The sequence below is a fragment of the Providencia rettgeri genome (assembly GCF_001874625.1).
Classification (GTDB): domain Bacteria; phylum Pseudomonadota; class Gammaproteobacteria; order Enterobacterales; family Enterobacteriaceae; genus Providencia; species Providencia huashanensis.
This window is the reverse complement of the sequence record NZ_CP017671.1, coordinates 1,160,288-1,183,503: the sequence shown is the minus strand read 5'-3', so window position 1 is coordinate 1,183,503 and position 23,216 is coordinate 1,160,288. Positions and strand designations below refer to the sequence as shown.

At 39.7% G+C, this 23,216-nt stretch carries 20 protein-coding genes, 1 tRNA gene and 1 rRNA gene; 18 read left to right on the top strand and 4 right to left on the bottom strand.

All coding sequences use genetic code 11. The annotated features are described in order from the left end of the window. Nucleotides 1-10: 10 nt before the first annotated feature. From nrdE to RB151_RS05195, 10 genes are all read left to right on the top strand, one after another. Nucleotides 11-2,143, top strand: coding sequence for a class 1b ribonucleoside-diphosphate reductase subunit alpha (gene nrdE / locus RB151_RS05240; protein ID WP_071547823.1), 2,133 nt, complete (start codon nt 11-13; stop codon nt 2,141-2,143). A 14-nt stretch (nt 2,144-2,157) separates the two neighbouring features. Then, complete coding sequence (gene nrdF, locus RB151_RS05235; protein ID WP_042848390.1) at nt 2,158-3,129, top strand: class 1b ribonucleoside-diphosphate reductase subunit beta; 972 nt, start codon at nt 2,158-2,160, stop codon at nt 3,127-3,129. Nucleotides 3,130-3,856: 727 nt separating this feature from the next. Next, entirely contained in the window at nt 3,857-5,056 is a 1,200-nt protein-coding gene (gene proV, locus RB151_RS05230) for a glycine betaine/L-proline ABC transporter ATP-binding protein ProV (protein ID WP_042848391.1), read from the top strand. After that, on the top strand, nt 5,049-6,212 hold the full coding sequence (gene proW, locus RB151_RS05225) for a glycine betaine/L-proline ABC transporter permease ProW (RefSeq protein WP_042848392.1): 1,164 nt from the start codon (nt 5,049-5,051) through the stop codon (nt 6,210-6,212). Before proV ends, proW begins: the two co-directional genes overlap by 8 nt. A gap of 94 nt (nt 6,213-6,306) precedes the next feature. After that, entirely contained in the window at nt 6,307-7,302 is a 996-nt protein-coding gene (proX, locus tag RB151_RS05220) for a glycine betaine/L-proline ABC transporter substrate-binding protein ProX (RefSeq protein WP_042848394.1), read from the top strand. Nucleotides 7,303-7,436: 134 nt separating this feature from the next. After that, nucleotides 7,437-8,636 carry an MFS transporter gene (locus tag RB151_RS05215; RefSeq protein ID WP_042848397.1) on the top strand — a complete coding sequence of 400 codons (1,200 nt, stop codon included), beginning with the start codon at nt 7,437-7,439 and terminating at the stop codon, nt 8,634-8,636. Between the two features lie 663 nt (nt 8,637-9,299). After that, the gene (gene mprA / locus RB151_RS05210; protein ID WP_042848398.1) at nt 9,300-9,815 is read left to right on the top strand and encodes a transcriptional repressor MprA; all 516 of its coding nucleotides are present in this window, start codon (nt 9,300-9,302) and stop codon (nt 9,813-9,815) included. A 216-nt stretch (nt 9,816-10,031) separates the two neighbouring features. Beyond that, entirely contained in the window at nt 10,032-11,213 is a 1,182-nt protein-coding gene (emrA, locus tag RB151_RS05205; RefSeq protein WP_042848400.1) for a multidrug efflux MFS transporter periplasmic adaptor subunit EmrA, read from the top strand. Between the two features lie 53 nt (nt 11,214-11,266). Continuing rightward, the gene (emrB, locus tag RB151_RS05200) at nt 11,267-12,763 is read left to right on the top strand and encodes a multidrug efflux MFS transporter permease subunit EmrB (protein ID WP_048606368.1); all 1,497 of its coding nucleotides are present in this window, start codon (nt 11,267-11,269) and stop codon (nt 12,761-12,763) included. A 109-nt stretch (nt 12,764-12,872) separates the two neighbouring features. Further along, nucleotides 12,873-13,295: a hypothetical protein gene (locus RB151_RS05195; protein ID WP_237071512.1), complete on the top strand. Its 423-nt coding sequence runs from the start codon at nt 12,873-12,875 to the stop codon at nt 13,293-13,295. A 150-nt stretch (nt 13,296-13,445) separates the two neighbouring features. Here RB151_RS05195 and RB151_RS05190 read toward each other — a convergent pair whose 3' ends face one another. Continuing rightward, the gene (locus RB151_RS05190; protein ID WP_042848404.1) at nt 13,446-13,808 is read right to left on the bottom strand and encodes a winged helix-turn-helix transcriptional regulator; all 363 of its coding nucleotides are present in this window, start codon (nt 13,806-13,808) and stop codon (nt 13,446-13,448) included. A 103-nt stretch (nt 13,809-13,911) separates the two neighbouring features. Here RB151_RS05190 and RB151_RS05185 point away from each other — a divergent pair, with 103 nt between their 5' ends. After that, nucleotides 13,912-14,475, top strand: a complete 564-nt coding sequence (locus RB151_RS05185; RefSeq protein ID WP_042848406.1) for an NAD(P)H-dependent oxidoreductase — start codon at nt 13,912-13,914, stop codon at nt 14,473-14,475. Nucleotides 14,476-14,564: 89 nt separating this feature from the next. On the opposite strand, the gene RB151_RS05180 is transcribed toward RB151_RS05185, so the two are convergent. Beyond that, nucleotides 14,565-15,650 (bottom strand): tRNA/rRNA methyltransferase, encoded by a 1,086-nt coding sequence (locus tag RB151_RS05180; RefSeq protein WP_048606338.1) that lies wholly within the window; start codon nt 15,648-15,650, stop codon nt 14,565-14,567. 171 nt (nt 15,651-15,821) lie between these two features. On the opposite strand from RB151_RS05180, the gene RB151_RS05175 reads away from it, so the two are divergent. The 7 genes from RB151_RS05175 to RB151_RS05145 all read left to right on the top strand — a co-directional run bounded on the left by RB151_RS05175 (nt 15,822) and on the right by RB151_RS05145 (nt 22,870). After that, complete coding sequence (locus RB151_RS05175; RefSeq protein ID WP_042848409.1) at nt 15,822-16,523, top strand: tRNA-uridine aminocarboxypropyltransferase; 702 nt, start codon at nt 15,822-15,824, stop codon at nt 16,521-16,523. Nucleotides 16,524-16,750: 227 nt separating this feature from the next. Further along, entirely contained in the window at nt 16,751-19,396 is a 2,646-nt protein-coding gene (locus RB151_RS05170; protein ID WP_048606336.1) for a bifunctional acetate--CoA ligase family protein/GNAT family N-acetyltransferase, read from the top strand. Nucleotides 19,397-19,555: 159 nt separating this feature from the next. Continuing rightward, complete coding sequence (pssA, locus tag RB151_RS05165; protein WP_042848412.1) at nt 19,556-20,911, top strand: CDP-diacylglycerol--serine O-phosphatidyltransferase; 1,356 nt, start codon at nt 19,556-19,558, stop codon at nt 20,909-20,911. Between the two features lie 101 nt (nt 20,912-21,012). Next, a complete protein-coding gene (locus tag RB151_RS05160) occupies nt 21,013-21,312 on the top strand; it encodes a YfiM family lipoprotein (RefSeq protein ID WP_423810734.1) in 300 nt (99 codons plus the stop codon). Nucleotides 21,313-21,457: 145 nt separating this feature from the next. Beyond that, nucleotides 21,458-21,769 (top strand): antibiotic biosynthesis monooxygenase family protein, encoded by a 312-nt coding sequence (locus tag RB151_RS05155; RefSeq protein WP_042848413.1) that lies wholly within the window; start codon nt 21,458-21,460, stop codon nt 21,767-21,769. Nucleotides 21,770-21,774: 5 nt separating this feature from the next. After that, nucleotides 21,775-22,200, top strand: coding sequence for an amino acid-binding protein (locus RB151_RS05150; protein WP_042848415.1), 426 nt, complete (start codon nt 21,775-21,777; stop codon nt 22,198-22,200). Beyond that, on the top strand, nt 22,160-22,870 hold the full coding sequence (locus RB151_RS05145) for an ArsR/SmtB family transcription factor (RefSeq protein ID WP_042848416.1): 711 nt from the start codon (nt 22,160-22,162) through the stop codon (nt 22,868-22,870). Before RB151_RS05150 ends, RB151_RS05145 begins: the two co-directional genes overlap by 41 nt. A gap of 82 nt (nt 22,871-22,952) precedes the next feature. Here RB151_RS05145 and RB151_RS05140 read toward each other — a convergent pair. Then, a tRNA-Asp gene (locus RB151_RS05140) sits at nt 22,953-23,029 on the bottom strand. A 62-nt stretch (nt 23,030-23,091) separates the two neighbouring features. Next, nucleotides 23,092-23,207, bottom strand: a 5S ribosomal RNA gene (gene rrf, locus RB151_RS05135). Nucleotides 23,208-23,216: the final 9 nt, after the last annotated feature.

Below are 23,216 nucleotides of genomic sequence, written 5' to 3'. Positions count from 1 at the left end.
TTATTTCAAAATGGATAAAATGCAAAATACCACTGATATAGACTATCACGCACTTAATGCTATGTTGAATTTATATGATAGCAAAGGCCACATTCAATTTGATAAAGACAAGGAAGCTGCACATCATTATTTTAGGCAACATGTAAATCAAAACACTGTATTTTTTCATGACTTAAAAGAAAAATTAGATTTCTTAGTGCAAGAAAACTATTACGAAAGTAGCGTATTAGGTCAATATGATTTTGAGTTTATCAAATCATTATTTAAACAAGCTTATGCGCATAAATTTCGTTTCCAGACTTTTTTAGGTGCCTTCAAATATTACACCAGCTATACCCTAAAAACCTTTGATGGTAAACGTTATTTAGAGCGTTATGAAGATCGTGTCTGTATGGTGGCATTAACACTTGCACAAGGCTCAGAAAGCCTCGCGATGTTATATGTGGATGAGATCATCAGCGGTCGTTTTCAACCTGCTACCCCCACATTCCTGAATTGCGGTAAAAAGCAAAGAGGTGAACTAATTTCTTGTTTTCTTTTGAGAATCGAAGACAACATGGAATCCATCGGTCGCTCCGTAAATTCAGCATTACAATTATCCAAGCGCGGCGGTGGTGTCGCATTTTTAATGAGCAACTTACGTGAACAAGGCGCTCCAATAAAATTGATTGAGAATCAATCATCTGGTGTAGTCCCTGTCATGAAAATGCTAGAAGATGCCTTTTCCTACGCTAACCAATTAGGGGCTCGTCAAGGTGCCGGAGCCGTTTATTTACACGCGCATCATCCTGACATTATGCGTTTTCTTGATACTAAACGGGAAAATGCCGATGAAAAAATACGCATCAAAACGCTTTCTCTAGGGGTTGTTATTCCTGATATCACTTTCCAGTTGGCAAAAGATAATCAAGATATGTATTTGTTCTCTCCTTATGATATTGAACGCATATATGGTGTTCCAATGTCCGAAATTAGTGTGACAGAGAAATACCATGAAATGGTAAATAACAAGGGAATCAAAAAATACAAAATTAATGCGCGAGAATTTTTCCAAACCTTAGCTGAAATTCAATTTGAATCGGGATATCCCTATATTCTCTTCGAGGACACTGCCAACCGGGCCAACCCAATCGCAGGGCGAATTAATATGAGCAACTTGTGTTCGGAAATACTGCAAGTTAATCGCCCTAGTACTTATGAAGATGATTTAAGCTACCAACAGATTGGTAAAGATATTAGCTGTAACTTAGGTTCAATGAATATCGCTAAAACAATGGACTCCCCTAATTTTGCTCAGTCTATTGAGGCTGCTGTGCGGGCTTTAAGTGCAGTTTCAGATATGAGTGATATACGCTCAGTCCCTTCTATTGCACAAGGTAACCGCCAATCCCATGCCATTGGCTTAGGGCAAATGAATTTACATGGCTACCTTGCAAGGGAGCATATTCATTATGGTTCTGAAGAAGCGTTGGATTTTACCAATATTTATTTTTACTGTGTCACTTATTATGCGCTAAAAACATCCAACCAATTAGCCAGAGAAAGAAAAACTGCATTTGTTGGCTTTGAACACTCTACATATGCCTCTGGTGAATATTTCGATAAATATATCAACAACCTTTGGTTACCAAAGACACAGAATGTGCAGGAATTATTCCGACGTTCGGGTATCGAAATTCCAAGTCGTGAAGATTGGCTAGCCTTGAAACAGTCAATTATGACCCACGGAATTTACAACCAGAATCTGCAAGCTATCCCTCCGACAGGTTCAATTTCCTATATTAATAATTCAACATCTAGCATTCATCCTATCGTTTCACGAATAGAAATTCGTAAAGAAGGTAAAATTGGGCGCGTCTACTACCCAGCTCCTTTTATGGATAACAAAAATCTAGAGTATTACCAAGATGCTTACCAAATCGGGCCAGAAAAAATTATTGATACCTATGCAATGGCCACTCAACATGTTGACCAAGGTTTATCTTTAACCCTATTTTTTAAAGATGATGCCACTACCCGCGATATCAATCGTGCGCAAATATATGCATGGCGAAAAGGGATAAAAACACTGTATTACATTAGGTTACGCCAAACCGCCCTAGAAGGAACCGAAGTCGAAGGCTGCGTATCTTGCACTCTGTAATAGGAAAAAATCAAATGACCACCAGCACATCTTATACACCTGTTAAAGCTATCAACTGGAACCGACTTCAAGACGATAAAGATTTAGAAGTTTGGAACCGGTTAACCACCAACTTTTGGTTACCTGAAAAAATCCCGCTCTCCAATGACACACCATCTTGGAACACGCTTACTGCGGCAGAAAAACAGCTCACTATTCGAGTATTCACTGGCTTAACGTTACTCGATACCATCCAAAATACGGTTGGTGCTCCTTGTTTAATGCCTGATGCTCAAACCCCTCATGAAGAAGCCGTATTATCTAATATTAGCTTCATGGAAGCGGTACACGCTCGGTCTTATAGCTCAATATTTTCAACATTGTGCTCGACCACTGATGTCGATGACGCATACCGTTGGAGTGAAGAAAATACAGCGTTACAGAATAAAGCCAAAATCATCCTTTCTTATTATTGCAATTCACATCCACTGAAGAAAAAAATTGCGAGTGTGTTTTTAGAATCATTCCTTTTTTATTCAGGGTTTTATTTACCTATGTATTGGTCAAGTCGAGGTAAATTAACTAATACCGCAGACCTCATTCGATTAATTATTAGGGATGAAGCTGTACATGGATATTATATTGGCTATAAATTTCAAAATTCATTACAACAATATGATAATGAAGTACAAAAAGAAATTAAAGATTTCACTTTTTCATTATTACTTGATTTATATGAAAATGAAGTTAAGTATACGCAAGAACTGTATGACTCGGTGGGTTGGTCAGAAGATGTAAAAAAATTCCTTCATTATAATGCGAATAAAGCATTAATGAATTTAGGTTATGAAGCATTATTCCCAGATACAGTGACAGATGTTAGTGCTGCAATATTATCCGCATTATCCCCAGATGCGAATGAAAACCATGATTTCTTTTCGGGCTCTGGCTCATCTTATATTATTGGGAAGGCAGTAAGTACCGAGGATGATGATTGGAACTTCTAACAAACCAGTAAATTTAGTTTATCTATTAAGGCAGTCCCCCTAAAAAACTATATCATGATGAATAATAATGATTTTATTTATCATGATATTTTTTAGCTCAAAAAACAGACAATTTATTTCGTTTTTTATATGTATATCTGTTTAATTACTCATTTTTAATGAGTCAATCTGGCAAATTATTTGAAAATAATCCATATTCCAATTATTTTTGATAAGATAAATTAATATAAACTAGTGTATATTACATTTATTTTTCTACTATAAATGTTAATTTTTATCCGTATTAATAATAAATTAAAAACTTATTACTCCAATAGATTGTATTAAATGCGCTATCTAATAAATTCAGTCTCACCAGTTAGTTAACATATAGGATCTTAAATTAACGCACTAACGAATTAGGCTAATTATTTCTTTAATCAGCAAGAATAATTCGTCTTTTCTGCATGTGATTTTTTTGATTAATTATGCTTAACCAAGGGTTGTCAGTCGATTTTATTATGCTAGGGTTTATTGCTTGCAAGTTTTGCTAATAACTAAAACAGGAATAATTAAATTTAAACCATAATGATCGAACCCATTAAACTAAAATAGGAATTTCTGCCCTAATAATTTTCAACCGATAGTCGCAATTTTAAAATATTGTTTAAGCTATCACGACAGAATTAATCACATTCAATATGGGCAATCATTCTTCCTTATTGATTGAAAGTTGGGTAAATAATATATGGCAACAAAATTAGAAGTTAAAAATTTATATAAAATTTTTGGGGAAAATCCTGATCCGGCCTTCAAGCTACTGAAATCAGGAATGAGTAAAGATGATATCTTTGAAAAAACAGGCCTAACCGTAGGTGTTCAAGATGTTAATCTGACGATTGAAGAAGGCGAGATCTTTGTCGTGATGGGGCTTTCTGGCTCAGGGAAATCCACGTTGGTACGCCTCCTCAATCGCCTGATAGAACCGACAAGTGGCCAAGTCATGATTGATGGAGAAGACATCTCCGGTATTACTGACAAAGCACTGCGTGAAGTTCGACGAACTAAAATCAGTATGGTGTTTCAATCATTTGCACTTATGCCGCATATGAACGTGATTGATAACACTGCTTTTGGTATGGAACTTTCTGGTATTTCGAAAGAAGAACGGCATAAAAAAGCAATGGATGCCCTTCAACAAGTCAACCTAGAGAAATGGGCTAACTCATACCCTGATGAACTGTCAGGAGGTATGCGTCAACGTATAGGGTTGGCAAGAGCACTAGCCAATGACCCTGATATCCTATTAATGGATGAGGCTTTTTCTGCGCTAGATCCCTTGATCCGAACTGAAATGCAAGATGAGTTGCTCTCTTTACAAGGGGATAAACAGCGCACCGTTGTTTTTATTTCCCATGACCTTGATGAAGCCATGAGAATTGGTGATCGCATTGCCATCATGCAAGGGGGAGTCGTTGTTCAAATAGGCACTCCAGATGAAATTCTGAATAACCCTGCGAATGATTACGTCAAAACATTCTTCCGTGGCGTTGATATTAGCCAAGTCTTTAGTGCCAAAGATATTGCTCGTCGGCGACCTGATGCTCTTTTACATATCGCACCGGGTTTTGGTCCGCGTTCTGCCCTTAAAGTTCTAAATGACGAGGACCGCTATCATGGTTATTTGATCTCTCGAGGTCATACCTTTGTCGGTGTCGTTTCTGTTGAATCCCTCGAAAAAGCGCTCCGTGAAAAAGCCGGTATTGAATCTGCAATTTTAACCGATATCGAGCCTATTCAAGGCGATACATCTTTGAATGAAGTTATCTCAACTGTAGCGCAAGCTCCTTGTGCGGTACCAGTCATTAACGAAAAAAATCGTTATTTGGGGGTAATTTCGAAAGGAATGCTGTTGCAAGCACTGGATAAGGAGACGCCAAATGAGTAAACATAATCAAGAACAAACAACTAACCAGCAAGATCCATGGGCGGATGCTTCAGTGCAAGAAGCCCCAACACAAACCCCAGAAACTGCTGCTGATGATCCATGGGCTGCGAGCTCCGATAATAGCCAAACATCTTCAGATGACCCATGGGGTAATGCCCCAACAACAGATGCACCAGCGGAATCTGGCAGCAACGACTGGTTAGATGCAGCGCCAACAGATGGCGTATCAATTGATCAATTTAACTTTATGGACCCATTTCAGCACACATTGTTACCATTAGATTCGTGGGTAACTCACGGTATTGATTGGGTAGTACAAAATTTTCGCCCAGTATTCCAAGCTATTCGTGCACCAATTGATTTTATTCTCAGTGGGTTCGAGCAATTTTTAACCTCCCTGCCCTCCCCCGTCGCCATTATTTTATTTGCTTTATTAGCATGGCAATTCGCAGGAAGAGCAATGGGTATTGCAACATTCGTTTCAATGATTGTTATCGGGGCAATCGGAGCATGGTCAGAAGCCATGGTCACATTATCATTAGTATTAACGTCTCTGTTATTTTGTATTGTTATCGGGTTACCCCTCGGAATATGGCTTGCACGTAGTGATAGAGCAGCAAAAGTAGTCCGTCCACTACTCGATGCCATGCAAACAACACCCGCGTTTGTCTACCTAGTCCCCATTGTGATGTTATTTGGTATTGGTAATGTACCTGGCGTGGTGGTCACCATTATTTTTGCATTACCCCCGATCATTCGTTTAACCATTTTAGGTATTAAACAAGTCCCAGCAGACTTAATTGAAGCCGCAGAGTCATTCGGAGCCAGCCCTAGCCAAATGCTATTCAAAGTCCAGTTACCTTTAGCTATGCCGACAATTATGGCAGGGGTAAACCAAACATTGATGTTAGCACTATCCATGGTGGTGATCGCCTCTATGATTGCTGTCGGGGGCTTAGGACAAATGGTACTACGCGGGATAGGACGCTTAGATATGGGATTAGCCTCTGTTGGTGGGGTTGGGATCGTAATCCTTGCTATCGTATTAGACCGCTTTACACAATCGTTAGGCCAAGATACACGTGGCAAAGCACTATCACGCTGGTATCAAAAAGGCCCTATTGGGTTAATCACTCGCCCATTCAGTAAAAAATAAACACGTTCAACACATCCTCCATCCACGATAGAGCCATTATTTGGCTCTTCGCTTGCAAAGCCAAGCGACGAACCAAAATAGAAGGATAAACATAATGAGAAAGCCAATTATTCTTGCAACTGCCCTGACTGCTATTCTTAGCTCTTCACTCGCGTATGCGGAGTCATTACCGGGTAAAGGAATTAAAATAAACCCTGTACAAAGCACCATCAGTGAGGAAACATTCCAAACCTTAATTGTCTCAAAAGCCCTTGAAAAGCTCGGCTATGATATTAACCCTATCAAAGAAGTGGATTACAACGTTGCCTATTCCTCTATTGCCAATGGAGACGCAACTTTCCTAGCCGTAAGTTGGGTACCTTTACATGATGCACAATATGAAGCTGCCGGTGGTGATAAAGCCTTTTATCGCCAAGGGGACTATGTTGTCAATGCAGCACAAGGCTATTTAATTGATAAAAAAACCGCTGATAAATATAACATTACCAACATTGAGCAATTAAAAGACCCAAAAATCGCAAAATTATTTGACTCTAACGGTAACGGTAAAGCGGACTTAACTGGCTGTAACCCCGGTTGGGGCTGTGAAGCTGCGATCAATACACATTTAAAAGCTTACGACCTTGAAAAATCTATCGATCACAATCAAGGAAACTACGCGGCTATGATGGCCGATACCATCACGCGCTACAAAGAAGGGAAACCTATTTTCTACTATACCTGGACCCCTTACTGGATCAGTGATGTGTTAAAACCAGGCCGTGATGTAGTTTGGTTAGAAGTGCCTTTCTCGGCAATGCCGAATGGTGAAAAAACAGATACTACGCTTCCTAATGGCAAAAACTATGGTTTCCCACCAAACACAATGCACATTGTAGCGAATAAAAAATGGGCTGCCGATAACCCTGCTGCGGCGAAATTGTTTTCCATTATGAAATTACCTATTGCCGATGTGAATGCGCAAAACTTAAGGATGCATAATGGAGAAGCTTCTCAAGCTGATATTGAACGCCATGTGAATGGATGGATTAAAGCACACCAATCCACTTTCGATGGCTGGGTTGAAGAAGCAAAACAAGCTGCCAAATAAGTTAAACTACTGAGCAAAAACTAAAAACCATCTTCTTCTTGAAGATGGTTTTTTTTATAAATAGCGAAAAGAAATAAACCAAGCTTTTGAATTTTGTTTATAGTATTTGCCTAATTGATGATTGGTAATAAAAAATGAAACAACCACAAACGGCTGAACTCACTACTGGCCTAACCATTTTAATGGCAATTTCGACAGGTTTAGTTGTCGCTAGTAATTACTATGCTCAACCTCTGTTAGAGACTATTGCCGAGCAATTTAACCTTACCACCAATATGGCTGGGTTTATTGTGACCGCTGCCCAGTTGGGGTACGCTGCTGGTTTACTATTTTTAGTCCCTTTAGGGGATTTATTTGAACGTAAACGCTTAATTTTGGTTATGACCTTTCTTTCCGCGTTAGGTCTCCTAATTACAGCTTTATCAAATCATGTATGGCAAATATTATTAGGTACAGCTCTCACTGGTTTATTTTCAGTGGTCGCTCAAGTACTTATTCCACTAGCAGCATCTATCGCCAAACCACATCAACGCGGTAAAGCGGTTGGTATCATTATGAGTGGGTTACTGCTTGGGATTTTACTTGCAAGGACAGTTTCAGGGGCTGTCGCCATGGTGGGTGGCTGGAGAGCTATCTATTGGGTAGCTTTCGCTTTATTGATCCTATTGATGATTGTGCTAGCCATCAAATTGCCTCGCTATCACCAAAAAACCAATCTGAACTATTTTCAGTTACTTGGCTCTATCGGTCGCTTATTTTTTGGTACTCCCGTGCTTGCCGTAAGAGCCTCGCTCGGAGCACTTTCATTTGCTAATTTTGGTTTACTATGGACAGCGATGGCTTTTTTATTGGCAAGCCCACCGTTTAATTACTCTGAAGGCACTATTGGCTTATTTGGTCTGGTTGGGGCTGCTGGAGCATTCATGGCATCTCAGGCAGGACATCTTGTTGATAAAGGGAAAGGTAAACTCCTGACCACAATTGGGCTCGTTTTGTTGTTGTTATCGTGGATACCTATAGGGTTAGCTAAACACTCTCTCGTTGCATTTATTATTGGCGTCTTAGTTCTCGACCTTGCAGTACAAGCTGTTCACGTAACAAGTCAAAGTACGTTATACCGTATTTTACCAGAGGCTCGTAATCGGCTTACTGCCGGTTATATGACCAGTTATTTTATTGGTGGAGCGCTAGGCTCACTACTTTCGGGTTATGCTTATGAACATGCAGGATGGGAAGGCGTAGCCATTTCCGGTGTTATCTTAACTGCAATCAGTTTAATTATTTGGGCAATTGGTATTCGTTTTGACCCTACCATCACCGCGCAGGATCAATAACGTTTCTGCAGATAAAAACGCAGCTAACATTTCAGACAAAATGCTAGCTGCAGTGCTTTAACACATAAACAAACCTAACATATCAAAGTGATACCCTATAAGTTTATCAAATAAATATTTTGAATATTGAATTAATAAATATTCATATATTCATTAAATAGTTTTATTTGTTATAATAACTAAGGCGAAAGTTAGCAAATGACACTGTTAAACAAATACTATATCTTAATTAAAAGGTATACTAATAGTTAGTTATGGCAATTATTAACACATAGAATAATATATAAATTAAACAAAACTCGGTATTTATACGTAATAATTAAAATGTTCCATCTAACTTGTAATTATTGAGTAATAAAAAAAGTGGTATTGAGTTAATGTGATGTGATTATATATTGTTTTATATGATTATATTTAGTGCCTAAATCGATTTATTTTTGGTTGCTTCATAACCAATCATGTCTAAAAAAGCAAAAATGATTGGTTACGCTATACTGAAACCTGTAAATTACATTCATAAAATTTATGAATGATGTATCATAATCAAAATAAAATCGACGGTATTAAGTAAGTATAATTGCTAATTCTATCTTTTAATATACCATTTAGGTGGTTGATGACAGTTGTAATCTTACCAACTGAAACTAATAAGGTATCCAAATAATGGAAAGTTCATTTACACCGACTGAAGAACTACTAAACGCTCGTGTTGCACAGCAAGATTCACATGAAGCACCGATTCCGTATCAAGAAATTCTCTTAACACGCCTATGTATGCATGTTCATGGCAAGCTACTTGAATCACGTAATAACATGTTAAGAGCTCAAGGTATTAATGAAACTTTATTCATGGCATTAATGATCCTTGATACAAAAGACTCCCGTAGTATCCAGCCCTCTGAACTTAGTGCAGCACTCGGTTCCTCACGAACCAACGCCACACGCATAGCCGATGAGCTTGAAAAAAATGGTTGGATTGAACGTAAAGAAAGCCATAACGACAGACGTTGCCTACACTTGCATTTGACTGAGAAAGGAACTGAATTCTTAAATGGTTTATTGCCACCTCAGCATGGCGCCCTTATTGATATTTGGTCTGTTTTGGATGCTAATGAAAAACAACAGCTGGATATGCTGATGCGTAAATTACTCACCAAACTGGATACGATAAAAGATTAACCATGATCTTTATAGGGTTAATGTATTTGAGGCATTCTTACGCTCAAAGGTGAAAAAAAACTTTTCAGCTAACAATATTTCGTTATCCTTTCATTCTTATGCTTTGCGATATCCCATCGAGCAGCAAAATCATTTGTAGTCTTAGTTTCCAGTGGTTAATCCCTAACTACTGGAAACAATTGTGATCCCTATCCATCGAACATGGAGAATATGAGTATGAGTTCCCCTGAGGAAATGCAACAAACGCAGACTCCCCAACCAAATAAAAAAAGACAACGTAGAAATGCGCTCGTGTTTTTAACCATTATTTTTATTGCTATTGGCGTTGGCTGGGCTGTTTACTGGTATCTCGTACTTCGTCATTATGAGTCTACAGACAATGCATATGTCGCAGGTAACCAAGTACAAATCCAATCTCAAGTTTCTGGAAGTGTCATGACGGTCAATGTTGATAACACTGACTTCGTCAAAAGTGGGACCACGCTAGTCACGCTCGACCCTAGGGATGCAGAAATAGCACTTGAAAAAGCAAAAACAGAACTTGCCAATAGTGTGCGCCAAACACGCCAACACATAATTAACAGCCGCCAATTGCAAGCGAACATTGCCGTTAAGCGTTCAGAACTTAACCGATTACAAAATGATTTAAAACGCAGAGAAGTTCTAGGTAGTAGCAATGTTATCGGCAAAGAAGAACTACAACATGCCAGAGAGGCTGTCGTCAGTGCAAAAGCCGCATTAGATATGGCAATTGAACAGTACAATGCCAATCAAGCCATTGTTCTTAACACCCCAATAGCAAAACAACCCGCTGTAGAACAAGCCGCAACACAAGTGAGAAACGCTTGGTTAACCTTACAACGAACTAAAATCGTCAGCCCCGTCGATGGTTATGTTTCCCGCCGCAGTGTACAAGTAGGTTCACAGATTACGCCTTCAACACCATTAATGGCTATCGTCCCTTCTAGTGGCATGTGGATTGACGCTAATTTTAAAGAAACTCAACTTGCGGATATGCGTATTGGCCAAACTGCAAAGGTCACCACTGATTTCTACGGTAAAGATATTGTTTTCAATGGAACCGTCGTCGGTTTAGATATGGGGACAGGAAGTGCATTTTCATTACTCCCCGCACAAAATGCGAGCGGTAATTGGATCAAAGTCGTACAACGTCTCCCCGTTCGTATCGCCTTAGATGCTAATCAAGTTGAAGAGCATCCCCTGCGCATAGGGTTATCAACTGAAGTGACCGTCGATACTTTAAATAAAGATGGCAAAGTACTTTCTAAAGGCATGCGCGATACACCTGCATACCATACTGCAGCATTAGCCGTTGATATGTCACCTGCCGATAAAATAGTTACTGAGATAATTAATAATAACTCAGGGAATAAATAAGTGAGGGAGCAACCGTGACGCCAGCACCGTTAACAGGATCAAAACTTGCTTGGATGACTATTGCCCTTTCATTGGCAACCTTTATGCAAGTACTTGACTCTACGATTGCTAACGTAGCGATCCCAACTATTGCGGGTAACTTAGGTGCTTCTAACTCACAGGGAACTTGGGTAATTACCTCCTTTGGTGTCGCTAATGCAATTTCAATTCCAATCACTGGCTGGCTAGCTCGCCGGATAGGCGAAGTAAGATTATTTTTGTGGTCGACAGGGCTATTTGCTTTAACTTCATGGCTATGTGGCATTTCTAGTAGTTTAGAAATGCTAATTTTATTCCGTGTATTACAAGGCTTAGTTGCGGGACCACTGATCCCATTATCTCAGAGCCTGCTTCTTAATAACTACCCACCAGCTAAGCGAAATATGGCATTAGCTCTTTGGTCAATGACCATTGTCATTGCGCCTATTTGCGGGCCAATTCTTGGTGGGTACATTAGTGACAACTATCATTGGGGCTGGATATTTTTTATCAACGTACCATTTAGTATCGCGATTATTTTTGCCATCATGAAAACACTAAAAGGTCGTGAAACAAAAATATCGATACAACGCATTGATACTATTGGTTTAGTATTGCTTGTAGTAGGGATTGGTGCATTACAAATCATGCTTGACCAAGGCAAAGAACTCGATTGGTTTAACTCTACCGAAATTATTGTTTTGACCATAATTGCCGTTGTTGCTATTGCTTTCCTGATCGTATGGGAGCTCACGGATGAACACCCCGTAATTGACCTTTCACTATTTAAAGAACGGAATTTTACTATTGGCTGCTTATCCCTAAGCCTCGCTTACATGCTATATTTTGGGACCATTGTATTACTGCCCCAATTATTGCAGGAGGTTTACGGCTATACCGCAACATGGGCAGGCTTGGCTTCTGCACCCGTTGGTTTATTACCCTTGTTAATTACCCCAATAATTGGTCGTTTTGGTAACCGAATTGACATGCGCTATCTGGTTACATTCAGCTTTATTATCTATGCTGTTTGTTACTATTGGCGAGCTTATACCTTTGAACCGGATATGAGTTTCGCAGCAGCAGCATGGCCACAATTTGTACAAGGCCTAGCCATCGCCTGTTTCTTTATGCCACTAACAACCATTACCTTATCAGGCCTACCGCCTGAGAAAATGGCTTCAGCATCCAGCCTATCCAACTTTACCCGTACATTAGCAGGGGCAATAGGGACATCGATTACTACCACGATGTGGACACAAAGGGAATCAATGCACCATGAAAACCTCACAGAGTTTGTCAACCCTTACAACCCTAATGCCCAATATATGTATCATGAACTGGCAAAGATTGGTTTGAATGAGCAACAAAGTGCTGCATATTTAGCGAAAACCATTACAGACCAAGGGCTTATTATCTCCGCAAATGAGATCTTTTGGTTATCCGCAGGGATTTTTATCTTATTAATGGTCATTGTTTGGTTTGCAAAACCTCCATTCGGTGCAGGTTCAAAAGGTGGTGGTGCACATTAGCCCCCGCTTTATCATCCTAGCCCCACTTTTTATGTGGGGTTATTTTTTTGCTTATCGCCTTTCTAACCAATACACTAATTCACTAATCAGATTGCTCAGGTAAATTATCATGAAATCATGGGTTGAAAATAGCCAGCTAGTAGAACTGATCAACACCTTAGATGACTTCCAAGCAGAGCAATACCGCAAAAAACTTATTTGCTATGTCAATCAATACCAAGAAATTTACCCTTTCGATATATTGGACGATGTTCAGGCTTATCTGCAGCTAAAACTTGAAGCTGATGACCTTGATTTTACTTGTGTTCCACAAGAAATTACTCAAGCCATCGAAACAGGCTATTATGAATACTGCATCAGTTTAAATGAAATTTCTGCAGCTTATAAAATCGTGACAAAAGTAACACCATTAACCCGTTTAGACCTTATTCAATTCGCAAATCATTTACTAGAAGCTTATTCATGTAATTATTCCGAAGAGGAATTTTTAGCCCCTAAATTAACTGAGCTAGTTTGCTTATTGCATAAATAATATTCTTTATACAAAAAATATTACATATTTGCTCAGTCATAGGCTTATAGCGCAATAACAACTCAACGAGTGAAACTCATTAAGCCATAAATAATTAATCGGCTATTGCTAAAAATACCCCCCATAATAGAAGTTAAGCCCGCATGACTTTTAATTTGCTATTTCGTCACGTATTTGTTCCCCCCACTCACACATCATATTGAGAACTGGAATTAACGTTTTTCCTCGGGGAGTTAAACTATATTCTACTTTAGGGGGGATTTGAGGGTATTCCTCTCTAAATACTAAACCATCTTTTTCTAACTCTTTAAGCGTCGAACTTAATGTCTTGTAAGTAATCGTTCCGATACAACGTTGTAACTCATTAAAACGGATCACTTCTTTATGTTGGGCTAACCAATACAAAATGATCATTTTATATTTGCCATTGATCACGGAAAGCGTATACCCGAAGCCAGTTTCTTGCGGGTTAATACCACTCAAAGCACATAATATTTCCTCTCTATTTTTCATATTATCACTATCCTTTAGGTAAGTATGTGTCGTCAGTGTGCGTATTTTCTTTTTTGAAATTGGATTTTATACTGCCAATACTTTCAAACAAAGGAATAATTTAGTGAAAACTTTAATCGTCGTCGCTCATCCTAATATGCAAGACTCTGTTATTAATCGTCATCTATTAGAACAAGCCGCCAAACAAACCAATGACTTTACGATCCATAATATTTATGAAGCTTATCCAGATTGGAATATTGATGTTGCTAGAGAGCAAGCGTTAATTGAAGCCCATGACAATGTGATCTTACAATTTCCTATTTATTGGTTTAACTCTCCGCCATTACTTAAAAAATGGCTAGACGATGTATTTACTTATGGGTGGGCATATGGTTCACAAAGTCACGACAGACTGAAAGAAAAAACGATCGCTTTAGCCGTTACCGCTGGAATTAGGGATGAGGACTACCATGCTGAAGGAAAATATCAGTATACACTCGCTGAGATATTGCGGCCGTTCGAAGTTACCGTCTTATACATTAATGCTAAATGGGGCGGCTTTTTTGGGTTTTATGGTACCGAAACATATGACGAAAAAGGACTAACTGAATTATCACCTGAAGGGAATATTACGGATAAACAAATGACCCAATATTTAGAATTTATTGAATCAATAAATTGTTAAGTTAGCTCTCACTTTATACGAGCTAAATATAAATCCAGAACTAGCTTTATATTTAGCTAGCCTGGATTTAATTTTTACTCAGTGCGCTATTACTTAACTTGGTTTTGCTGCCACCATTGCGCCAACATAATTCCAGTTGCAACAGACACGTTCAAGCTTTCTACTTTACCTGTACCGCCAATATACAGACTCATATCCCCTTGATCCCACGCGCTATCACTTAAGCCATCACTTTCTTGGCCTAATACTAAGACCATTTTAGCGGGTAACTTAGCTTTCGCTAAATCTAGGCTTCCTTTATGGCTAGAGGTAGTCACAATGGTATAACCTGCTTGACGAAATTTATCCAACGTTGAGGTTAAACCGTCAGCATCAATCGCTTTAATATGCTCAGCGCCGCCTTCTGCGGTACGAATTGCTGCACCAGACTCTAGCATGCCAGCATCTTGCAGAATAACGCCTTTCACACCGAAGTGGGCACAGCTACGCATCATTCCGCCTAGGTTATGTGGGTTACCTACATCTTCTAGTGCTAATACACAATCTTTCTCTGCCGCTTGCTGTATATAAGCATCTGCGCTCATTCCACCACGCTTTTTGATGATAAAACAGACACCACCATGGTGTTCAGTGCCCGATGCCTTTGATAACTCTTCATCATCAACAACATGGTAAGCTTTACGGTTTGCCGCCATCCATTTTAATGCATCACGAAAACGTGGCGTCACAGATTGTAAGAACCACGCACGAACAATCGCATCAGGCCGGTTCTTAAACATAGCTTGGCATGCGTTTTCACCATAGATACGCGTTTCTTCCTGACGTTGCTTACGTAATTGCTCTGGGTCTATTTGGCTTTTACCCGCAATTCCACCATGGTCGTTAACCAGTTCTTCGCTATCTGGTTTAGAAACAGTGCGCCATGGTGAACGCTCACGAGATACATCATCGCGGCTATCAGAACGACGCTCCGGACGATTAGGGCGCCCACCACGGTCATTTCTTCCATCACGTCGGTCATTACTGCGTTTATCATTACCACGTCTATCGTCACGCCCTCCGTCACGACCGCCACGGCGTTTATCATTATTTTTATTGTTGTCCGCTTCTTCACTACGGACATACATCACTTTTACTTTGCCGTTTTTACCACTAAATTCATTCGAGTCGTTCATCACTATCCCCTACTAAGCTATGGCGCGAAGATTACATGATGTTGCAAGGCTACGCCACCGATTCACGCTATTATCTCACCGAAAACTTATTGAATATACTTCTATCGTATAGAAATCGTTTTGCGTACAATAAGCCCCTCATTTTAAATCCCCTAAAAACCTTAATTAACCATGACCCCGAATGCAGTTTATCACCTTCGCCAGCAGCGCCTTGCATTATCAACTAAGCCTTTTAAAGCCAGAGGTTGTCGAGTAAAACGCTGTGAATATTGCTTGTTACCTGTTCCACAATGCTTATGCAAAGACACGGTATCATCACAAGCAAAAAGCCAATTTTGCTTAATTATGTTTGATGGCGAAGTATTTAAACCAAGTAATACTGGGAAATTGATTGCAGATATTTTGCCTAATACCCTCGCATTCCAATGGTCAAGGACTGAACCGGACGCGCAGTTATTAGCTATATTACAAGACACCACAAAACAACCATATCTTATTTTTCCAGAGAGCTACGCTGAAAGTGAACGCACCGTGGTAAATCAACCAAATATCTCTGAAAAACCCCCGTTGTTTATTTTATTGGATGGCACTTGGCCTGAAGCCCGTAAAATGTTTCGAAAAAGCCCTTATCTCAATAATCTTCCAATGCTTTCAATCAATACCAAAGCAAGAACTGATTATTTATTACGGACGCCATCAAGGGAAGAACAACACTGTACAGCGGAAGTTGCTGCAACAGTTTTAGAATTAGCTGGGGATACCAACGCATCTCAACAATTGTTCAGCCACTTCAACCTATTTCGCCACAAATATCTTGAAGGTAAACCTCACCATCCAATGGCACAAATGATGCTAAATGAAACCTCGCTCTAACTATTTTTGGGTAATTTTTTAATTTATTTTACGCACGTAGTACCAAGAAATTTTAACTTTCGGATCATCATCATCATAAAACGTGAACGTGCTTGTATAAATTAATTAAATTGGCAGGATAAACTAGCGCAAAGTCAAAGTTAGGGCATAGTATTCATAAGTATTACTCAGCCTATTTTATCTATTGAGCTTTTAGTTCGTTCCAGCAAAACGGAAGGTTACCAATCATGGGTTTAGTGAGTCAGCTAGAATCTTTATTCAGACCAAAGTCTATTGTTGTTATTGGGGCATCTGAAAATCCGAACCGTGCAGGTTCGGTGATGATGAAAAATCTCCTAACCAGTGGCTTCAAAGGGCCAATCCTTCCTGTTAACCCAAACCGTCATTCAGTACTTGGTGTATTTGCTTATCCATCAGTTGATGAACTCCCTCTTAAACCTGATCTTGCTGTAATTTGCACTCATTACTCACGGAATATCGATTGTTTGCATCAATTAGGCGCTGTTGGTTGTAAGGTTGTGATTGTTTTATCATCCCCTTCTATTCAATTTAATGAACTTAAAAAAGTTGCTCAACAGTACCAAATGCGGTTACTTGGCCCAAATAGCTTAGGCTTCCTTGCCCCATGGCAAGGGCTAAATGCCAGTTTTTCACCTATTCCAATTTTAAAAGGAAAACTCGCCTTTATCTCTCAATCTGCCGCGGTCTCAAACACTGTTCTTGACTGGGCCAGGCACAGAGAAATCGGTTTTTCCTACTTTATTGCCCTTGGTGATAGCATCGATATCGATATCGATGACTTATTGGATTACTTAGCTCGGGACAGTAAAACAAGTGCTATTTTGCTTTATCTTGAGAACATCAGTGATGCAAGGCGCTTTTTGTCTTCATCTCGTAGTGCATCACGTAATAAGCCAATTTTAGTCATAAAAAGTGGTCGTACGCGTAAAGCACAAGAACTACTCGGTGATAAACCTAGCTTAGACGCCGCCTATGATGCGGCTATCCAACGGGCAGGGCTTTTACGTGTACAAGACACTCATGAAATGTTTTCCGCCGTAGAAACATTAAGTTATATGACGCCATTACGGGGGGAACGCCTGTCTATCATGAGCAATGGTTCAGCACCCGCAGCGATGGCATTAGATGAACTACTGTTACGCAATGGTAAGCTAGCTAAGCTAAGTATTGAAACCGAAAATGAATTAAGCTCTTTATTGCCTCTTGATTTATCAACGCAAAATCCTATCGACTTAGGGGATGACTCAACGGTTGAACGCTACATCAATGTGCTAAATAAAATGCTTGATAGCCACGACCACGATGCTTTGTTATTGATCCACACACCGAGTGCGATCACTGAAAGCAAAATAATGGCAGAAAAAATTATTAAGGCCATAAAGCAGCACCCTAGGGGGAAATGGCTAACCATCCTAACCAATTGGTGCGGCGAATATTCATCTCAAGAATCACGCCGACTTTTCAGTGAAGCTGGTATTCCAACTTATCGTACTCCTGAAGGGGCTATTACCGCCTATATGCATATGGTGGAATACCGCCGTAATCAAAAACAACTCAAAGAAACTCCAGCGCTCCCAGTGGGTATTACGGCAAACACTCAGCAAGCTCATGAATACATCCAACAAGCATTAACTAACAACAACCTTCATTTAGATACCCATGAAGTCCAGCCTATCTTAAAGGCATATGGCTTAAACAGCCTTCCAACATGGATTGCCCATTCAAGTGATGAGGCCATTGAAATTGCAGAAAAAATTGGTTATCCCGTTGCATTAAAACTACGTTCTCCAGATATTGTCCATAAATCTGAAGTACAGGGGGTTATGCTTTATTTACGTAATGCGAAAGAAGTCGAGGATGCCGCAAAAGCAATTATTGAGCGTGTTTCCACTAATTTCCCTAATGCACGCATTGAAGGGTTACTGGTACAAAGTATGGCAAACCGAGCTGGGGCCCAAGAGCTAAGAATTGCTGTTGAATTAGACCCCGTATTTGGTCCCTTAATTATGTTAGGAGAAGGCGGTATTGAATGGCAACAAGAAAGCCAAGCAGCCGTCGCCTTGCCGCCACTTAATATGGCTTTGGCCCGTTATCTGGTAATCAATGCAATTAAAGGATATAAAATCAAATCCAGAAGTGCCCTAGAACCTTTAAATATACTAGGGCTATCTAGCTTATTGGTCCGTGTTTCAAATCTAATTATTGATTGCCCGAATATTACACGTTTAGACATTCATCCATTGTTAGCTTCAGGTGACGAATTTACCTTGCTTGATGTCTCTATGACATTAAGTCCAACAGATAGTGCAACAACATCGAGGCTTGCTATTCGCCCTTATCCGAGCGAACTCGAAGAAACTATCGCCTTAAAAGAAGACCTAACCTGCCTGCTACGGCCTATTCTTCCTGAAGACGAACCATTACTGAAGTCCTTTATCGAACAAGTCACCAAAGAAGATCTTTACTATCGTTATTTTAGCGAGATCAGCGAATTCACCCATGATGATCTCGCAAACATGACTCAAATTGATTACGACAGAGAAATGGCTTTCGTGGCCGTCAAAAACCAAGGTTCTAATCCTGAAATTATTGGCGTTACCCGTGCAATGGCCGATCCAGATAACCAAGAAGCTGAATTTGCTGTATTAGTGCGCTCAGATATGAAAGGGCAAACTCTTGGTTACCAGCTAATGCAAAAGCTGCTTAATTACACCCGTAACCACGGTATAAAAAAATTGACGGCAATAACCATGCCTGAAAATAGAAATATGATCAGCTTGGCAAAAAAATTAGGCTTTGAAATTGATGTTCAGTTTGAGGATGGGGTCGTAAACCTAACACTCTATCTGTAAAAAAACTGGGTATAACTACATAACTTGTATGGTAATTAAACAGGCTGTTAATTTGTACTAAATGGTTTGGCTAAATATGCTATCATCCATAGATCATTCGCTTGAAAATGTGCGTAAAGCGATTTGCTATTGGACTAATAAGAGAAAATTCACACTGTGATGTTGTCAAAATTAAAACAAGCAAAACATCAACAATATTTGGTTAGTTTACCTAAACTGTCTCAAGAAATTGCTGATGTAAAAACGCTATATAAGACAGAAGATTTTCGTGATGAACTGCTGAAACAAATTTCTCAGGCTCAAAATACTATCTACATAACCGCTTTGTATTTAGAGAAAGATGATGCAGGCAAAGACGTACTTCATGCGTTATATGCTGCAAAACAAGCTAATACATCATTGGATATCAAAATTCTCGTAGACTGGCACCGTGCTCAACGTGGCAGAATAGGCGTTGCAGCAAATGCAACTAACGCCGATTGGTACTATGACGTTGCTCAGCATTATCCTAATATCGATATTCCAGTCTATGGCATTCCTGTTAATACTAGGGAAGCCTTAGGTGTGTTGCACCTAAAAGGTTTCTTGTTTGATGATACTTTACTGTACAGCGGTGCAAGTATTAATGATGTTTACTTACAACGTCATGATAAGTACCGTTATGATCGGTATCATTTGATCAAAAATAGCCAACTTACCGCATCAATGAAAAAATTTATTGATGACTCGTTATTACAAGCCGAGGCTGTTCATTTACTAAATACAACAACTCGCCCTAAAACAGCTGAATTTAAACACTTAATCAAACAATTTCGTTTGGGGTTAAGGGGTTCTTCTTATCAATTTATCGGGAATGCCTCAAACGATGAGCTATCCGTAACTCCATTTGTCGGTCTTGGTAAAAAGAATGATTTAAACCGTGTGATCACTCATTTAATGGGCTCTACCAATAAAAAACTCACAATTTGTACGCCCTATTTTAATCTACCAGCAGTTTTAGTTAGAATTATTAGTCGGTTGCTAAGAGAGGGTAAGCAAGTCGAAATTATTATTGGTGATAAGACAGCTAATGATTTCTATATCCCACCTGAAGAACCATTTAAAATTATAGGTGCACTACCTTATCTCTATGAGATAAACCTGCGCCGCTTTGTAAGCCGTCTGCAACGTTTTATCGATAATCAACAACTGACCGTTAGGCTGTGGAAAGATGGTGAAAATACCTATCATCTAAAAGGGATGTGGGTAGATAATCAGTGGCAGTTAATAACAGGTAATAACTTGAATCCTCGGGCATGGGGGCTAGATCTTGAAAATGCAGTGCTTATCCACGATCCAAAACAAGAATTACAAGATCAACGTAGCCACGAATTAGAGTGCATCCGCACGCACACAAAAGTGGTAGGCCATTTTCGGGAACTTGATAGCATTCAAACCTACCCAGTAAAAGTAAAAAAACTTATCCGCAGATTACGTCGAATACGTGTGGATAGGCTAATTAGCCGGATTTTATAACCCCAGTCCAAGTCAGCGTCACTTTAGTGGCGCTTTTTATGGCCGTTGACTCGGTGATGATACCTACTATGTTTAAGCCATTCATTATTAGTATATTCATAATGTTAATCACTGGGTGTAGTGGTTATCATTGGTCTAATGATAACTGGAAAGGCAAAGATAAAGCCCAACACTTCGCATTTTCCGCAGCAATGACTGCAGCAGGAAATGCATATGCTGATAGGCAAAATATGCGACATAGAGACGCAGCACAATTCGGTATTTTATTTTCAGTCTCACTAGGTGCTGCAAAAGAATTATATGATAGTCGGCCAGAAGGAACAGGTTGGAGCTGGCATGATTTCACTTATGACGTTGCTGGAGCTGTAGCAGGATATAGCTTATATCAATCATTTAAATAATCTTTGGTTTCATCTTTATCGTCCCCTTTCACTAAATCATTCCTTACCGGATGCCCCCTCTTCACTATCTTATACATTTCGTTCTCTATCGAAGCATCCCTAAAAAAATTGACTATATTAAGGCTTTCTAACTGAAGGGGGTTTTATGATCGCAGTACTATTTGAAGCAAATCCAATTCCTGAACAACAAAGCCGTTACTTTCAGCTAGCCGCTGAACTCAAGTCAGAGTTGCTAAATATTAAAGGATTTATTTCTATTGAGCGTTTTCAAAGCCTAACAACCACTGGGAAGATTTTGTCTCTATCGTGGTGGGAAAATGAAGAAGCCATAATTGAATGGAAAAACAATATGCAACACCAACATGCTCAATTTGAAGGGAAAAGCACCATTTTTTCACAGTACCATATTCGGGTAGCACAAGTTATCAGAGATTATTCATTAAATAAAAGAGACTAACCTTTATGTATGATATTTATGTGATCCTTGATAATCAACCGGGCAAATTAGCGATACTTGGCGCTACATTAGGCCAACATGGCATCAGTCTCGAAGGTGGCGGTGTTTTTTCTGTCGAGGGCAAAAGCCATGCACATTTTTTAATTGAGCACACAGAAAATATTCATCAAGCTCTATTCTCCGTAGGTTTACAGCTTGAAAGCATTTCACAACCTGTAATTTGTCAACTCAATCAAGATTGCCCAGGAGAGCTTGGCAAAATAGCTGCACACCTCGCTCATTATCATATTAATATCCTTGTGCAATATAGTGATCACAACAATAGGTTGATACTATTAACCGATAACAATGAGCTCGCTATTAAAATCACGAAAAAATGGAGTGTTCCCCGTGAGATCAACCCAGCCAGACCTCCTAACCGAGGAAAATGAACACTTAGAACGCTCAATTTCAAATGTTGCCTCTGCAATTGCTGACCCCTCAAGGGTCAGTATTCTTTGTGCGCTAATGGATGGCAAGGCTTGGACTGCAACAGAGTTAAGTACCGTTGCAGGGGTCACACCTTCAACGGCCAGTGCCCATCTGGCAAAATTGTTAAATAGTCAATTAATTACCTATCTGTCTCAAGGGCGACACCGCTACTATCGCCTCGCTGGTACAGATATCGCAGCTCTAATTGAAACTTTAATGGGGGTTTCAATGAAAATGAAGAGTCAACACCCCACCACCACACCTATTACCTTACGCAAAGCGCGCACCTGTTATAACCACCTAGCAGGAGAAATCGCAGTAAAAATCTATCAATCTATGCAAAAAAGAGGCTGGATATTAATCGAAGAGAACAAACTTTCTACATTTGGCATTGACGGTTTTAAACAGCTAGGCATCAAATTACCAATAAAAACAACAAAAAAAATGGTGTGTGAATGTTTAGACTGGAGCGAACGAAGTATGCATCTGAGTGGAGTCGCTGGCGCTGAATTATTAAAAATATTTGAGCAAAACGGATGGATAAACAGAATAAAAGGCTATAGGGAAGTAAGTTTTACATCAACGGGCAAAAAAGCCTTAAAGCGCTATTTTGAAATTGATATCACCTAATTTAACTATTTAATATTATTAGCATTCTTCGGTTCATATATGTAAAAAAGCCCCGTGATTTTCATCACGGGGCTTGATTAAGTGGCGGAACGGACGGGACTCGAACCCGCGACCCCCTGCGTGACAGGCAGGTATTCTAACCAACTGAACTACCGCTCCACTTATTCTTTTCGCCTTTCGGCAATTTACTGCTTCTTATAAGCAATAAATTTTTAATTAATGTCTGGCAGTTCCCTACTCTCACATGGGGAGACCCCACACTACCATCGGCGCTACGGCGTTTCACTGCTGAGTTCGGCATGGGGTCAGGTGGGACCACCGCGCTATTGCCGCCAGACAAATTCGG

Excerpts from the sequence above, each read along its gene's own strand:
- nrdE (WP_071547823.1), top strand. The coding sequence starts at position 11 with ATGGATAAAATGCAAAATACCACTGATATAGACTATCACGCACTTAAT.
- nrdF (WP_042848390.1), top strand. The coding sequence starts at position 2,158 with ATGACCACCAGCACATCTTATACACCTGTTAAAGCTATCAACTGGAAC.
- proV (WP_042848391.1), top strand. The coding sequence starts at position 3,857 with ATGGCAACAAAATTAGAAGTTAAAAATTTATATAAAATTTTTGGGGAA.
- proW (WP_042848392.1), top strand. The coding sequence starts at position 5,049 with ATGAGTAAACATAATCAAGAACAAACAACTAACCAGCAAGATCCATGG.
- proX (WP_042848394.1), top strand. The coding sequence starts at position 6,307 with ATGAGAAAGCCAATTATTCTTGCAACTGCCCTGACTGCTATTCTTAGC.
- RB151_RS05215 (WP_042848397.1), top strand. The coding sequence starts at position 7,437 with ATGAAACAACCACAAACGGCTGAACTCACTACTGGCCTAACCATTTTA.
- mprA (WP_042848398.1), top strand. The coding sequence starts at position 9,300 with ATGGAAAGTTCATTTACACCGACTGAAGAACTACTAAACGCTCGTGTT.
- emrA (WP_042848400.1), top strand. The coding sequence starts at position 10,032 with ATGAGTTCCCCTGAGGAAATGCAACAAACGCAGACTCCCCAACCAAAT.
- emrB (WP_048606368.1), top strand. The coding sequence starts at position 11,267 with ATGACTATTGCCCTTTCATTGGCAACCTTTATGCAAGTACTTGACTCT.
- RB151_RS05195 (WP_237071512.1), top strand. The coding sequence starts at position 12,873 with ATGAAATCATGGGTTGAAAATAGCCAGCTAGTAGAACTGATCAACACC.
- RB151_RS05190 (WP_042848404.1), bottom strand. The coding sequence starts at position 13,808 with ATGAAAAATAGAGAGGAAATATTATGTGCTTTGAGTGGTATTAACCCG.
- RB151_RS05180 (WP_048606338.1), bottom strand. The coding sequence starts at position 15,650 with ATGAACGACTCGAATGAATTTAGTGGTAAAAACGGCAAAGTAAAAGTG.
- RB151_RS05175 (WP_042848409.1), top strand. The coding sequence starts at position 15,822 with ATGACCCCGAATGCAGTTTATCACCTTCGCCAGCAGCGCCTTGCATTA.
- RB151_RS05170 (WP_048606336.1), top strand. The coding sequence starts at position 16,751 with ATGGGTTTAGTGAGTCAGCTAGAATCTTTATTCAGACCAAAGTCTATT.
- pssA (WP_042848412.1), top strand. The coding sequence starts at position 19,556 with ATGTTGTCAAAATTAAAACAAGCAAAACATCAACAATATTTGGTTAGT.
- RB151_RS05160 (WP_423810734.1), top strand. The coding sequence starts at position 21,013 with ATGTTAATCACTGGGTGTAGTGGTTATCATTGGTCTAATGATAACTGG.
- RB151_RS05155 (WP_042848413.1), top strand. The coding sequence starts at position 21,458 with ATGATCGCAGTACTATTTGAAGCAAATCCAATTCCTGAACAACAAAGC.
- RB151_RS05150 (WP_042848415.1), top strand. The coding sequence starts at position 21,775 with ATGTATGATATTTATGTGATCCTTGATAATCAACCGGGCAAATTAGCG.